Here is a 14,156-nt window from a genome sequence, read left to right as displayed (position 1 = left end):
AGATGCATAATTATCGTAATTACTATCAAATTCTGGAGATTTCTCCTGGCGCAACCGAACAGGAGATCAAACAGGCTTATCGTCGCCTCGTGCGTCAATACCATCCAGATTTGCATCCCGATAATCCAGACGCCACGGAGCGGTTTAAGGTGATTTGTGAGGCGTATCAGGTGCTGTCGGATGAGGTAAGGCGGCGTCAGTATAACCAAGAGGTTCAACCTCAGTCTAATCCGCCTAAAAGGGAGTCAATGACGGCTCAAGATTTCTATGTGCGGGCGGTTAGTAAGGCGTTGGCTAAAAAGTATCAGGGGGTGGTTAAGGATTGTAATCAAGCGATTTCCATAAATCCTCAGTTTGTGGACGCCTACGTGGAACGGGGTGCCGCGTATTATAAACTAGGAAATGCGAGGGTAACACTACAAGATTGTAATCAGGCATTAAGGATTAATTCTCAGTTTGCCCCAGCTTATTATTACCAAGGGAGAGCGCGTTATCGACTGGGATATAGTCAGGCGGCGATTGATGCCTATACTCAAGCGATCGCGTATGATTCTACTCATGCTAAAGCTTACTATCAGCGCGGTTTAGCCCATAAAGATTTGAAGGAATTTGAAAGCGCGATCGCGGATTTTCACCAAGCGGCACAATTGTTACGTGAACAAGGAGATAAAACAGGATATCGGTTAGTTCAAGAAACCTTGAAAACGCTGAAGCAATCCCAAGGAAAATGGGGAGGGTTGAAGAAACGAAATCCGCTCCATTATCTCAAAGAATTACTGGGGGATATCCTGGCAACTCTCAAGTCCTTTTTACTGAATCCCATGGGGGGACTCTTACCCAGTTTTGCCCGTCTCGATGCTCAACGTGCTATGATGGTAGGATTCCTATTGGCGGCGATTTTTGATGCTTGTTTTGTCTGGGGTATTTATACAGGTTGGCGGGATGTGGTTTCTGTTTCCCTGATTCCGTTAATTGGCGTGGGTATGATGCCGTTTATCATTCTAGTCTTGATGAGTGCGATCGCGCGATTAATTCGGCGTCATCCTGGTAGTTTGGCGGGGGATAGTTTTCTGGCTGGGGCGACACTGATGCCATTAACCATTTTAGCGATCGCTAATGGGATTTCGTCCAATTTGCCGAGTCAACTTATGGTGATGATCACTGTATTCACTAGCTGCTACACGATTCTGACGCTGTATAGTGGTTGCACACAGATCGCGAATTTATCCGAAAAGACAGCCGCGTTATGGGTTCCGGTGATGGTTTTAGTCAGTGGCTGGATTTCCTATTGGGCGTTTATGGCGATGCTGGGAATGGTGTCTTTTTGAGGATGGGATTGGGAAACCGTCAAAAACCGACATTTGATAAAGTTTGTGTAAACGTCTAGACTCCCCTAAATAAAAGAGGAAATCCGGGAAATGATTCTAGACATTATCGCCAAACTAACTACAGCCGGACATTTGGGGCATAATTTCCAGTAATACTTTCATTATAGTTTAGTTGAGGTTATATAAAAAACTGATAAAGTTAAGTTAATCCGCTTGCTTTGCAAAACGTGATCACTCTACCATAGAAGACAGTACAGTTATCAGTATGATGCTTAAGAGGCTATGAAAAAAACAGTATTGGCAAGTTTAAGTTTGGTCTTAGGTTTAATCTTTGTTCCTGAGAATGTACAAGCCCTTACCTTGTATGGGGAAGACTTCTCTGGTCAAAACGGCAAAGGAGCAACAGGCGGAGCAGCTACAGACGTAGTTGGCGTGGATTGGTCGATTGAGTTGAATGATGCGGCTCTCTTTGACTCCAACGATTACTTCAGAGTCGAGGCTGAAGCCTTCACCGCTCGTGATACAAACGCGGGTTGTCCGAATGTAAGATGTACCTCTGGGGGTAATCTTAATCCCTTATTTCCAGCGTGGCTGAGTCCAGAAATCGATATTTCTGGATTTACGAACCTGGCGTTATCGTTGGATACTTTCGCCAGTGATGTCAGTTTTGAACACGAGGAAAACAGCCCGATTGGTGAAAAAGATTACTTTATTGTGTCCTATTTACTGGATGATGTTGAGTTTCTGGCGGCTGACTTAATTACCCAGTCTGGACTTTTCACGAATCAAACGGTGAATCAAGCGATCGGTGATGGTAGTACATTACAAGTGAAAGTGCAGCTTAACACGACTGCATCCACAGAGTTGTTGTCGTTTGATAACATTTTGGTCACAGGAGATCAAATCAATTCCTCTCAGTCTGTCCCTGAACCTGCGTCTATTATGGGTTTAATCGCACTTGCGGGTGTCGGTATAGCTTCCCGTAAACGCCAATCTGTAGGGGCGGGTTTAGGAACTAACCTATCAAAACCTAACCGATAACTTTCGTACAAAACCCGCCCTTCCACAGCCCTGTTGAAAAGGAAATCGCAGCTACACAAACCAAGTCCGCCTGCGCGGACTAAATTAATCGCGTTATCGTCAACCCAATCTGTAGGGGTGGGTTTAGGAACTAACATATCAAAACCTAACCGATAACTTTCGTGCAAAACTCGCCCTTCCACTGTTGAAAAGGAAATCGCAGCTACACAAACAAAGTCCGCCTGCGCGGACTAAATTAATCGCGTTATCGTCAACCCAATTTGTAGGGGCGGGTTTAGGAACTAACCTATCAAAACAGAACCGATAACTTTCGTGCAAAACCCGCCCTTCCACAGCCTGCGATCGCGTCTTCCCTGTCTGTTGTCTTAATAGTAGGATGGGTCAGCATTTGATCGGCTTATGAATTGGGCGCGTCTGGTGGTGGATTGGGTGGGGAAAGCGATAGCTGTTGCTTTAATGCTTCTGGCACATTTTCGGCTGTTTCTAATCCTCGCACGTTTTCCCATTGAGTATTTTCATTCCAGGTAATACCGTTGAGGTTGGCACCACCAAGGTATGCAAAACTGAGGTTGGCATCGCTAAGGTATGCAAAACTGAGGTTGGCATTGCCAAGGTATGCGCCCATGAGATTGGCGCTGCTAAGGTTGGCACTGCTGAGGTTAGCATACCTGAGTTTTGCCTCTCGAAGATTGGCATTGCTGAAGTTGGCATTGCTGAGGTTAGCACCAGGGAGTTCTGCGCCGTCGAGGTTGGCGTTGGTGAGGTTGGCGTCGATGAGTTCTGCATCGATGAGTTCCACACCCCTGAGATTAGCCCCAATGATGTTTGTGCCGCTGAGGTTAGCGAAGTTGAGGTTGGCATCACTGAGGTCTGCGCCACTGAGGTCTGCACCGATGAGGTTAGCGAAATTGAGGTTGACACGTCTGAGATTTACCTGCTTGAGATTGACGTTGCTAAGAAATAGATCAACTGTATTGACAAAAGTGTCAAGTTTAACGCTATTGCTATAACTAATAATGCGAAGTAATTGTTCTGGATCAAAAATATCTTCTTTACCACAAGGATTAAAGCTAATCTTACCCTTCAGTTCATCCCTGATCACAGAATAATCCTTCAATTCTAAAAGCAGAATCATCGCATTTAGTCCAGCATAAATATCCACCTCTCGCAATCCCATCAAACTACCATGCTTTCGCAATTGCAGCATCTTGTTCTGAGGCAGATTACTCGTAGGTTCTGCATCAATAAACTCCCCATTGCACCAATCGAGGTAGAATTCTTCCAAACGCTGAAATAATTGCAAAAATTCTTCCTGATTGACATCAAGCAACACTATCATATACTCGACTATTTCCCATGTCAGCCCCCCATAACCTAGTAAATCGTAGACTTCCTCAGCTAACTGCTCCCGGCTAACTAGAAAACCCCCACGTTTGCGGCGCGGTTCAACCCACTCTTTCAAGCTTTCAACTAACCGCTGGGCGCATAAAAACTCAGCAAAACTTTTATGGACAAATTCCACCGCTCCTTCCGTGGCGTCAGCAGCAGAAGCGGGTCGTAGATAAAACGCGGCTAGCGCATTTCTCAACGGATTATTATCACCAATGCGTTCTCGTGCCTTTTCTAACAATTTCCTGGCTTGATCATCTCCCTTGAGACGTTCCTCAATCATGGCAATTGAAGTCCACTCTCCACCCGATTGAGTGACACATAAGCCCGCTTCAGTGAGAATGCGCCGCAAATCGTCTGTCTCTTGTTCTGTAAGTTCCAGATTCAGTTCTTGAGAACGCTGCTGAGTTAGTACCCAATCTAAAGCCTTTTGATAAATTAACACTTTAGCACCAGCGCGGCTGGTTCCCTCAAACATTTCTAAGGATATTTCACCATCCCGATGCATCGCAGCTAAAAGGTAAAGTAATAGCGGTTCTCGCGCCAATTCCTTCACCCGTTCCGGGCAGTTTTCAGCCTGTAAAAATTCCCCCAATGCGTTAGCGTTATCCTCACCCACTAAATTTGACCATTTCTCCAACCATTGCTGCTGGAGTTGGTCATTCATTAGGGCAATTTCTACCCGTTCTAAATTTCCAGGGAGAAATCGTTCAATCCCATGTAATGCTAATTCTCTACCCGTGACTAAAAACCGATGTCCCAGTTGTGAATTTTGCTGACAACTGGTTTGAAAATTCCCCACCTGTTTGAGAAACTTTTCAATCCCGCCTGTAGTTCTCCCCTCCATTCGCAATTCATCAAATCCATCCAGGACGAATAAAAATCGGGTATTGCGGTCAGTTAACCAGCCGTTATCACTCTTAACAAAATCTGCCTTAACCGCAGCGCGGAGGGTATTTTCGATATTGTTTTCAAAAGCGTCAATATCCCGGAGTCGAATCAGAATCGGTGTCCAGATGGGATGAAAATGTTCTCGCACCCAATTAGCAAACATGCGACAAAAGACACTTTTTCCTCGTCCGGGTCCCGCTTGAATGAATAGGACTTGACCATTTTTATCCGGATTCGTAAGCTGTTCTTTTGCCCACTGTTCTAAATTAACCGGGTTTGCTTGTTTATCAACTTTGCCGTTTTTATCCACTAAATGGGCTTCCAGTGGCACATAGATATCCGGAAGCGTGAACATTTCACCCAATACTTTCCACTGGTTTTGTAACAGAGGATTACTGGTATTAGGAGATATTTGTTCCGTTAAATAGGATTCAATGCTGCTATATTTCTGGGTTGCTTGGGTTTCCCGTGCGGCGGTGCGGGTTAATTGTAGAGGTTGGGTGATCGTCTCTGATTCGTAGGAGAGTAGCTGATCAATAATCGGATAGATTCCCCAGGCTACCCATCCGGTTACAATGGGAATACTGTACTGATTTAATCCCGCTTGGTTTAAGTATTCTGATAATTGCTGATTTAACGCCTGTCCTAACCGGGATTCGGGAAAATAGGTTAAAGCGTCTTCAATTAGTTTTTGGTCAAGTTGAAGTTCTCCAAGCTGTTCAAGTTGCGACTTAGCCGCTTGATTCGATATCCCAGAACCGATTTTTTGCTGTAGCCAATCATTCTCACGCACCAATATATCGAAACTTTCGAGATAGGCTAAAGGAAACGCGATCGCAGCCCACTCTTCTAACTTTGTCGTTCCCTTCGCCTTATCACGATACAGGTTCACCCCTTTGCGAGCAAGCCCCACAAACGACAACCCAGCCGGGATCGCCGCCATAGGTGCGGCTGGCGTTCCCAATAAACCTAGCGCGATCGCTAATTCTAACCCCGCCTTAGAAACCTCTGCGCCAGCCTCGGCAATTTCTCCCGGTTTCCCTAATTCCCGGATATCAGTATTGAGAAGCTGCCAAACCTGCTTAATTTTTGTCATCGCTGATCAAGTATTAACCTCTCCCTTACAGGATAAATGATTCGGTTGGTTAATTGACTCGGATAAAGACCCCTACCCAAACCTCTCCCTAGCCCTCTCCTACAAGCAGGGGGTGACAAAGGCGGATTTGGTATAAGACGAACTGGATAGTACAGCAGCATTTAGGAGTCAAGACATTGCTGGCATTGGGATGTCCATAAGTTAAATAGCGTCTTGACCAAAACTTCATAAAGTTCTGACACTTTCTTTATGGAAACTTTACCAAAAACAAAACAAAAGTTTATAAAATAAAGTTGAATTAAATTTTACTCTGTCGAAAAAATATCGGATTCATATTGTTTTCAGAAACAGGGTTAACGCAATTTAATTGCCGCAAGAATTAATAGATAGGTGGGACGTTGCCTTCTTAGCATACATATCCAAGGGATAACCCAATATCAAACAATCACATTTGGAGCAAGTTGATGAATTACATTTTTGGCACAGTTGGTGATGATTGGCTAGAAGGCACATCCAGTGATGATGTCATTTATGGAGGTGAAGGAACCAATCAGATTATAGCGAGATATGGCAATAATGAAATTTACGGCGGTTCGGCGGCTGATTGGATTACGGCTGGGGATGGCAATGACACGATTTATGCCAACGAAGGGGAAAATATAATTGATGCTGGAGGCGGCGATAACCTGATTTATGGGGGTTCGGCGGCTGATACAATTACCACGGGATCGGGTGATGATATTATTTACGCGGGTGAAGGGGTAAACACGATTAATACTGGAGATGGAAATGACATTATTTACAGTGGTTCAGGTGATGATTTAATTAATGCAGGTAGAGGTCAAAATCAAATCTGGCTGGGCGGTGGACAGGATACCATTAGCTTAGAAATGTGGGGATCTAGTGAGATTAATAACTTTAACCCCTATCAAGACCAAATTGACTTGGGACTCTCCGATCTACGCGGCGTAGTTTTGATAGGACTTGGCAATGATACAATGATCGGTTTAGGTAATCATTCGATTATGGCAACGCTGCATAATGTTGATGTTCAGACTGTGGCGGCTCATTCAACTGATATTTTTGGCGCAGAACTTACTCTGTTTTCCAGTTAAGCCTGTCCAGCGATCATCGGTCATCATACCAAATCCGGGTTCCGGGTTGACAGCCCCTTTTTATGCCAACCGCAAAAACATTGTAGAGACGTTGCAGTAGAGACGTTGCATGCAGCGTCTCTACTGGTATATCTTGACATCTACAAAAATTAGGATATGAATCGGACATCTCGCGATCGCGCCCAATGACGCCCCAATGACGCCCCAATGACGCCAAGTGGTACTCAAGAAACCCAAGCGTGAGAGATCGCTGGGTGGAAGTAGGTTGCATGTACACTCTTCATTCAGATTAGCGCATTACGCTTCTTACGGTGCAGCAATTTCAACTAGCTTTGTGAGCAGATGCATCATCAGGATGATGCAAATGAGTTTACCACATTGATGTTGGGGGAGTCCAGTGTATCCCAACGCGCTCATCATAGATTACAGCGTGGGTCTTATTGCTCCCCCTTTCCCCCCACGATTAGATAAAATCTAGACAAGCTGGATGCAAACACGGATTCCAGCCAACTCCTTTAAGATTTATTAAAGATGATGAAACCTAAATTAGTCATAACCGCTATTTTGGCAACGAGCGCGATCGCAACAGGTGTGATGCTAGGTTCAGCTAGTTCCGCCCAATCCTGTAGCTATAGCAAGTATGAGTCCTCTCACCGAAAAGAAGCCCAGCTAGACTGGTTGCGATCGCCTTGGGCTATCGTGATCACCTTACCTGGAATCGCCTTGGCAACAGCCCTGTCTAGAGGTGGGCGTTCCTACGACAGTTAATCCGGGACATATCGCGTGTAGACGACAACAACTTAACTCGCTCCTAAACCATTATCCCAGACCTTACCCATTTTCTGATACTCCCGCTTAGTTCCCTGGAGTAGAGGGGACATGGTCACGGGACATTGTAATATTCCCTCCACAATTTGACAGGAATTATCGCGGTTGTAGGGGCGAGTCGCTGCATATCCTAGGCAGTGTGAGAAGTAACCTATCTCGACTCGCCCTTTTCTAACGGTATGTGGTTTCTGATAATTACCGATACCCAGCGCAGGGCGAGCCGATCGCATTAAGGGCTGAGCGGTGTGAATTGAATGCGGCGGCTCGCCCCTACCATTGTCTTTATGTAGGGCTTGCTGCATGAATATGGTGCGCATGGAGGACTTCTGTCGCTGACTGATAACGTTGCTTAACTTTTTTATCGTACAGTTTTGAGACTATCAATTTTCCGCATAAACAAGTCGCTGAAGATACTAATTACAGGACGCTTGCGGACTTTAATATTAGCGCTGATTGACATCCCCGATTGTAAGGGAATTTCTTTTCCATTGACAGATATGGTTTGTCTATCCATGCGAATTTCCGCTGGGAAACGATAGAACGGGTAGACTTCATTGGGCGGTAAAGCATCAGAACCAATCTGGACTAAATTGCCTTTGACATCCCCAAATTCGCTATAGGGGAAGGAATCAACCCTGACATCCACGGACATTCCTTCATTGACAAAACCAATGTCTTGGTTAGTGATATAAACTTTGGCAACGAGTGTGTCATTCGGGACAATTTTCAGCACGGGCTCACTGGTGTTTGCCACAAATTCAGGACTGGCTTGCAGGTCAAACACTATGCCACTTTCAGGTGCATGTAATTCCTGATTGGTTAACGTTACCTGGATTTGGCTGAGTTGACTCTCGATTTCTTGGAGACGTTTTTGGTTTTCAACAATAATTTTGGTGAGTTGGCTGTCAATTTCGGCAATCCGTTGTTCGTTTTGAGCAATTTGCGTTCGCAGTTCTTCTTCCGATAGCGCCATGGTGTTCTGTTTGCGTTCCTGGGCTTGCTCGATCGCTTTCTCTAACCGTTCCTGTTCTTTCTGGAGACGGGCTACTTCGGCGGCGCTGCTGTCGGTGTCTTGTTTCTGACGCAGATACTGGAGTTCGCCGAATGCTCCTTCTCGCCACAGCTTTTCTAGGCGATCGGTAATTTGTCGGTTAAAGGCTAACACTTGTTCAGCATCGGCAAGTTGGATTTGGGTTTGAGTGAGTTGTCGGTTGACTTGTTCGACTTCTAAATCCGCTGCCGCGACACGAGAGTTATACTCGTTTTGGCTTGCCTGTAAACGTTGCTGTTGTGGCAGAGTTAAACCGGTAGGATTTCCCGTGAGTTGGGCTTGATAGTACCGATTTTCTGCCACTAAAGCAGCCCGATTTTTGGTAAGTGAGGCAATTTGGGGCGGGAGTTTCTCTGGCAGATTTTCGGGGTCAATGGGAACGGCTTTGCCCGTCATCTGAGCCTGATAAAATTGATTTTCTTGCATCAAAGCGGCGCGAATTTGCTGGAGCGATTTAAATTGAGCTTGAGCCGCTGTTTGGTCAAAGGTGAGCAGGGTATCCCCTTTTTCGACGCGATCGCCTTCTTCAACCTCCACCGATTTAACCACCCCACCTTGAGGGGCTTGGACTTCCTTGACGGCGGCTTTGGGTTCGAGTTTGCCTTGGGCAGGAATAGCTTCTTCAATTTTCGCGAAACACGCCCAGGTGACGCTTAATGTCGTCACCCCAATAATCGCTACCACAATCATTCGGGGCCACAGGGGAGATTGTTGCAGGATAACGGGTTGATCAAATTCTGGGGGTTGATTGTTTCGACGGGTGGTTCCGGCTTTGGTTGATGTTTTCACCGACTGTGCGGGCGATCGCGTGGCAAGGGGTTGGCTGGATGATCCGTTGCGTTGATTCATGATATAATTAGTCCTTCCTCATTGGTCATTGGTCATTGGTCATCAAGTCATCTGTTTAAAGTCAAACAACTTTTGTCATCTTGAGGGCTTGGAAAAAACAAAGGACGAATGACAAAGGACAAATGACCATCAAAGTTGAGCATCTTGCTGTTGATAGAGGCAGTAGTAGCGCCCTTGCAGTGCCATCAGTTCGTCATGGGTTCCTTGTTCAACGACTGATCCTTTATCCATCATTAAAATGATGTCGCTGTTGCGAATGGTAGTTAAACGGTGGGTAATGAAAAAGACAGTGCGTCCTTTGAAGGCTTCAATTAAATTTAAACAAACTTGCCGTTCGGTGTCATAGTCAAGGGCGCTGGTGGCTTCGTCTAGAATTAAAAGTCGCGGATTTTGCAGTACCGTGCGGGCAATGGCAATTCGCTGGCGTTGTCCTCCTGATAGGGATGATCCCCGCTCCCCGACTCTTGTATTGTAACCACTGGACAACCCCATAATAAAATCATGAGCGGCGGCGACTTTAGCGGCGGCAATAATTTCCTCGGCGCTAGCATCAGGATTGGTCAGAGCAATATTATCTTGTACCGTACCATCAAACAGCAGACTATCTTGGGGTACAATTCCTACCTGACGACGTAGAGAATAGAGTTCAACTTTGGAGATATCGTAGTTGTCGATTAGAATTCTCCCGGAATCAACATCATAGAGACGGGGTAAAAGTTTCATTAACGTACTCTTACCCGAACCACTTTGACCGACAATCCCGACAAATACGCCAGCCGGAAAATGCAGGTTAATATTGGTTAATTGCCAAGGACCACTCGTGCCAAAGCGGAAGGAGAGATTTTCATACTCCACTTCCCCTTTAATCGCAGGCATGGGAATATTTAAGCGATCCGCCTCATCCGCTTCTTGGGGGCTATCTACAATATCACTCAACCGTTCTAAAGATAGCGCCGTTTCTTGGAAATTCTGCCACAGTTGGGCTAATCGGAGTAAGGGACTGGTAACATAGCCGGAAATAATCCGGAACGCGATTAATTGCCCTAGGGTTAATTGTCCATCTAAAACCAGATAAGCACCCACCCACAGCACTAACAACGCCGAGAGTTTATTCAAGAAATTACTCGCTGAACCCGCCGTTGTCGAGGTAAGCACCGTCTTGAACCCCGCCGATACATACCGGGCATAGCGTTCCTGCCATTGCCAGCGCGTTCGCAACTCGATGTTTTGCGCTTTTACCGTTTGAATCCCAGACATGACTTCGACTAAATAGGATTGCGTCTGGGCGTTCCGTTCAGCTTTAACCCGCAGTTGGCGACGGACAATCGGTGACACAATGACGGTTAACAACACAAACAGGGGAATAATCCCCAAGGAGACAATGGTTAGCACCCAGCTATAAATAAACATGACCACGATGTACAACACGGAAAACACCGCATCTAACACCACCGTCAACGCCGTTCCGGTGAGAAACTGACGAATATTTTCCAACTCATTAATTCGACTCGCCAGTTCCCCCACGGGACGCTTTTCAAAATAGCGCAACGGTAAGCGGACTAAGTGGTCAATAATCTCCGACCCCAGATGCATATCAATCCGGTTCGTCGTATCCACAAATAGATACGTGCGGAAACTGGTTAATAGCGCCTCAAAAACGGCAATAATCACCAGGAAAAACCCCAGTACATGCAGCGTATCAATACTGTTCTGTACGATCACCTTATCGATGATCACTTGGATCATCAACGGATTCGCCAGTCCAAATAGCTGCACAAAAAACGAGGCGATAAACACCAAAATTAAGACGCGGCGATAGCGTACCAGAGACGGGAGAAACCATTGCAAGCCAAACCGTTGTTGCGGCGTGTGCTTTGTCCGTTGTACCAGCAGCACCGGGATCGCTTCCGGTGACTGCCCGTCTTCGCTTCTCGGTAAACTATCCAGTAAATCAGCAGGTTTGCGGCGGACAATCCCCAATTCTGGCACGCCCAGCAGCAATTCCCGGGGCTTGGCTTCATAGAGAACGGCAAAGCCTTCATACCAAGGAACCAGGGCGGGGGTTTGCAGGCGACTAATCGATTGGGGCGGTACATTTACCAATTGGGCATGTAAACCGATTAAATCCGCCACCGCCCCACACAGGGGTAACGACAGCCCCCCGGTGCGCTGCATCTGTTCATTAAGTACCCGACGAATCACATCGCGGCGAAAGGGCATTTCTAAATACTTACTCAGCATTTGGAAACAGGCTAGGGTACCATCGAGGAGTCCTTTCCCTCGGACATGGGGATATTTGCGGCGTTGGTCAGAGGTTTGATCTACGTCCTCTGTGGCTTCTGGCGGTTTATCAGGGGCATAGGGGATACTCTCGTTGCCATTGTTATCATCCAGCCAAGGGTCATCGTCGGTGGTTAGGGGGGTTTGTTCGCCAACTACTGTCACTGGGGTAGTGGGAGGTTCGGTTTCAGGTTCCCCGACTAAATCCGATTCGCGAAACCCGACAATCCGGGCGGGGGTAGATCCTTGGATGTCCAATCCCTGAGAAATTGCCTCTGGCGTCAGCCGACTTCCCACGAGAAAATCTTTGACGACACTCCCGCCACTGACAAACCACACCCGATCTGGCGTCAGCAGTTCCGTGGCGTCAGTCATGGGATAGAGGTAACGCACCTCGGCATCTGGGTAAGCGTTTTTTGCCAGTTCTTTGAGATTCATAATCCCACTGGCTTGGCGTACCAACTCCGCGCCAATTAACTCGAAGGCTTCGATGACACTGCACTGGTTTTGGAACGCGGCGGTAGCGGTGGGTTCCTGTGCCATCAGCGCTAAAAACTGACCCGTGGGGATGGTTAAGCAGACTGCCTCTGTTGATGCGATCGCGGTTTCACAAGGGATACCCCGTATCACACTCACCCAACCCAGAATCGCGCCCGGTTTCAACAAGTCTAGGGTGACAGGTTTTTGCGTGGTTTGTTCGTAGCTTAAAAGACGCGCCTTTCCCTCATAGAGAATCGAGATTTGAGAGGGCATTTTGTCTCGCACCAGGATCGGTTGACCCATGCGATAGCGCAACAGTTGACTTTTTCCCGCCAACTTGTTTAGCGTCGAGGCTTCAAGTTGATTGAAGGGAACTATATCCGCCAGAAAATCCTGAATCGTCGTTTTTGTGTAGGTCATGGGCAAGCCTCAGGGAATAGCATTGTTCCAGACGTGCCATGGCACGTCTGGACAGGGTTTAAGATTGAACGGGTGTACCTAAGGATATTTGTTGTCGCAGTTGTTCTTTTAACCAGGTGGTAAACATTTCATCTAGGAGTCGCTGACGCATCGGATCATCTAGTTGCACGGGTAAAAACTTTTCTAAACGAATGACGATAAACCAGTCCCCCAAGCGGGTGGGGGGCAAAAGTTGACCCGGTTGGCTAACGGTTAACATTTGCGCCAAGGTGGGGTGGGGTGTACTCAGTTCAACGGGTCCGACTAATCCGCCTGTTTGCGCCTCTGGTCCTTGGGAATAATCCCTGGCGAGTTCATTAAATGACTGTTCTCCTTCTTGGATACGAAAATAGAGTTCTTGGGCAATCGCCGCCTCCTTTGTCCGAATCAGGGAATAAATGACCCGATCTAACCGTCCTTTGCGCTTGAGGAAATAGGACTCAATTTTATGTCCCCAAGTCGCCTGTTTAAATTTTTCCAGCTTCAGTCCCCGAACCGCTAATTCTTCAACTTGTTCTAAGGTTAAGTCTTGGCGATCGCGCCACGCTTGACGCTCTTCCTGGGAAGTTAGCTGATTTTTAGTATAGAACTGCTCGCAGGCAGCATTTTTTTCTTCGTCGGTACAATCTAGGGTGGCAATGGCTTGATCAATAATGATTTCTCGCAATAACTGAGGGAGTAATTGATATTTGGCTAACAGGGGAATTACTTCTTCAGCCGTGATGGTTTGGTCGCCAACCTTTAAAATGGCAGTCATCGTGGTGAGAAGCCTCTCAATGTAGTGTTTTCAATAGGTAATGGACTGGGCGATTTCCAAGATAACATCTTGCTTCAACTCAGCGTTATACTCTAGCACCACGATGAATTAAAAGTTTATGAAAGTTAAGATTTTTCCTTGGGGCGAGAATTTTGTTAATTTTTTTGTGCAACAGTAATAATTCGTCATTTGTCATTGCCCTACTCGTTCCCGAAAAGAAGCAAGCTACGTCCTTCGTAAGGGTTTGAAGCTTGTTAACATTTCTTAGTACAGTGTACAGAATTTAGGGCGACAGCGATACAAGTGTGAATATCGGCATTGGTTTTAATCGCTCCCGGTGTAATATGAGTCGCACAGGCGAAATATCCGCGATCGCGCCGACTAAATTTTGCTGTAGAATCCAGTTAAGCTCAGGATTCCCCTCATTCACCCAGATCCAATCGGCTTGACTCTCCAAACTATCAAAACACCCGAAAGCTGAGAACCCCTGCGCTCTCTTCCAGGGGATGAAAGCAACTTAGGGCTTTAGCCTGTGGAAAACGGAAATTTGTCGAGATCAGGTATTGACGCGAGCCACAACAGCTTGCTATGG

Annotated in this window: 11 protein-coding genes; 4 read left to right on the top strand and 7 right to left on the bottom strand. The window is 46.5% G+C overall.

The genetic code is table 11. The features are described from left to right. Positions 1 to 2: 2 nt before the first annotated feature. Both RIG27_RS18645 and RIG27_RS18640 read left to right on the top strand, forming a co-directional pair. Positions 3 to 1,328 carry a DnaJ domain-containing protein gene (locus RIG27_RS18645; protein WP_446347591.1) on the top strand — a complete coding sequence of 442 codons (1,326 nt, stop codon included), beginning with the start codon at positions 3 to 5 and terminating at the stop codon, positions 1,326 to 1,328. Between the two features lie 282 nt (positions 1,329 to 1,610). Beyond that, complete coding sequence (locus RIG27_RS18640) at positions 1,611 to 2,369, top strand: PEP-CTERM sorting domain-containing protein (RefSeq protein WP_446347589.1); 759 nt, start codon at positions 1,611 to 1,613, stop codon at positions 2,367 to 2,369. A gap of 397 nt (positions 2,370 to 2,766) precedes the next feature. Here the strand turns inward: RIG27_RS18640 and RIG27_RS18635 are convergent, their stop codons facing one another. Beyond that, positions 2,767 to 5,745 (bottom strand): pentapeptide repeat-containing protein, encoded by a 2,979-nt coding sequence (locus tag RIG27_RS18635; protein ID WP_446347588.1) that lies wholly within the window; start codon positions 5,743 to 5,745, stop codon positions 2,767 to 2,769. Between the two features lie 464 nt (positions 5,746 to 6,209). On the opposite strand from RIG27_RS18635, the gene RIG27_RS18630 reads away from it, so the two are divergent. Next, positions 6,210 to 6,860, top strand: a complete 651-nt coding sequence (locus RIG27_RS18630) for a calcium-binding protein (RefSeq protein WP_446345785.1) — start codon at positions 6,210 to 6,212, stop codon at positions 6,858 to 6,860. 13 nt (positions 6,861 to 6,873) lie between these two features. Here the strand turns inward: RIG27_RS18630 and RIG27_RS18625 are convergent, their stop codons facing one another. Continuing rightward, entirely contained in the window at positions 6,874 to 7,131 is a 258-nt protein-coding gene (locus RIG27_RS18625; protein ID WP_446347585.1) for a hypothetical protein, read from the bottom strand. A 260-nt stretch (positions 7,132 to 7,391) separates the two neighbouring features. Between RIG27_RS18625 and RIG27_RS18620 the strand changes: the two genes are divergently transcribed. Further along, positions 7,392 to 7,628, top strand: a complete 237-nt coding sequence (locus tag RIG27_RS18620; protein WP_446345781.1) for a hypothetical protein — start codon at positions 7,392 to 7,394, stop codon at positions 7,626 to 7,628. A 32-nt stretch (positions 7,629 to 7,660) separates the two neighbouring features. Here RIG27_RS18620 and RIG27_RS18615 read toward each other — a convergent pair whose 3' ends face one another. The 5 genes from RIG27_RS18615 to RIG27_RS18595 all read right to left on the bottom strand — a co-directional run bounded on the left by RIG27_RS18615 (position 7,661) and on the right by RIG27_RS18595 (position 14,021). Continuing rightward, complete coding sequence (locus RIG27_RS18615) at positions 7,661 to 8,005, bottom strand: hypothetical protein (RefSeq protein WP_446347583.1); 345 nt, start codon at positions 8,003 to 8,005, stop codon at positions 7,661 to 7,663. 41 nt (positions 8,006 to 8,046) lie between these two features. Beyond that, positions 8,047 to 9,588 carry an HlyD family efflux transporter periplasmic adaptor subunit gene (locus RIG27_RS18610; protein WP_446347581.1) on the bottom strand — a complete coding sequence of 514 codons (1,542 nt, stop codon included), beginning with the start codon at positions 9,586 to 9,588 and terminating at the stop codon, positions 8,047 to 8,049. Between the two features lie 129 nt (positions 9,589 to 9,717). Continuing rightward, positions 9,718 to 12,768 carry a peptidase domain-containing ABC transporter gene (locus tag RIG27_RS18605; protein ID WP_446347579.1) on the bottom strand — a complete coding sequence of 1,017 codons (3,051 nt, stop codon included), beginning with the start codon at positions 12,766 to 12,768 and terminating at the stop codon, positions 9,718 to 9,720. Positions 12,769 to 12,826: 58 nt separating this feature from the next. After that, on the bottom strand, positions 12,827 to 13,564 hold the full coding sequence (locus tag RIG27_RS18600) for a peptidylprolyl isomerase (RefSeq protein ID WP_446347577.1): 738 nt from the start codon (positions 13,562 to 13,564) through the stop codon (positions 12,827 to 12,829). Positions 13,565 to 13,847: 283 nt separating this feature from the next. Next, positions 13,848 to 14,021 carry a hypothetical protein gene (locus RIG27_RS18595; protein ID WP_446347576.1) on the bottom strand — a complete coding sequence of 58 codons (174 nt, stop codon included), beginning with the start codon at positions 14,019 to 14,021 and terminating at the stop codon, positions 13,848 to 13,850. Positions 14,022 to 14,156 lie beyond the last annotated feature (135 nt).

The sequence above is a fragment of the Coleofasciculus sp. F4-SAH-05 genome (assembly GCF_040222985.1).
Classification (GTDB): Bacteria; Cyanobacteriota; Cyanobacteriia; order Cyanobacteriales; family Coleofasciculaceae; genus Coleofasciculus; species Coleofasciculus chthonoplastes.
This window is presented reverse-complemented; position numbering and strand designations above follow the sequence as displayed.

What these genes read in the sequence shown, in the direction of transcription:
- RIG27_RS18645 (WP_446347591.1), top strand. Translation starts at nt 3, where the DNA reads ATGCATAATTATCGTAATTACTATCAAATTCTGGAGATTTCTCCTGGC.
- RIG27_RS18640 (WP_446347589.1), top strand. Translation starts at nt 1,611, where the DNA reads ATGAAAAAAACAGTATTGGCAAGTTTAAGTTTGGTCTTAGGTTTAATC.
- RIG27_RS18625 (WP_446347585.1), bottom strand. Translation starts at nt 7,131, where the DNA reads ATGCAACCTACTTCCACCCAGCGATCTCTCACGCTTGGGTTTCTTGAG.
- RIG27_RS18630 (WP_446345785.1), top strand. Translation starts at nt 6,210, where the DNA reads ATGAATTACATTTTTGGCACAGTTGGTGATGATTGGCTAGAAGGCACA.
- RIG27_RS18600 (WP_446347577.1), bottom strand. Translation starts at nt 13,564, where the DNA reads ATGACTGCCATTTTAAAGGTTGGCGACCAAACCATCACGGCTGAAGAA.
- RIG27_RS18610 (WP_446347581.1), bottom strand. Translation starts at nt 9,588, where the DNA reads ATGAATCAACGCAACGGATCATCCAGCCAACCCCTTGCCACGCGATCG.
- RIG27_RS18620 (WP_446345781.1), top strand. Translation starts at nt 7,392, where the DNA reads ATGATGAAACCTAAATTAGTCATAACCGCTATTTTGGCAACGAGCGCG.
- RIG27_RS18615 (WP_446347583.1), bottom strand. Translation starts at nt 8,005, where the DNA reads ATGCGCACCATATTCATGCAGCAAGCCCTACATAAAGACAATGGTAGG.
- RIG27_RS18605 (WP_446347579.1), bottom strand. Translation starts at nt 12,768, where the DNA reads ATGACCTACACAAAAACGACGATTCAGGATTTTCTGGCGGATATAGTT.
- RIG27_RS18635 (WP_446347588.1), bottom strand. Translation starts at nt 5,745, where the DNA reads ATGACAAAAATTAAGCAGGTTTGGCAGCTTCTCAATACTGATATCCGG.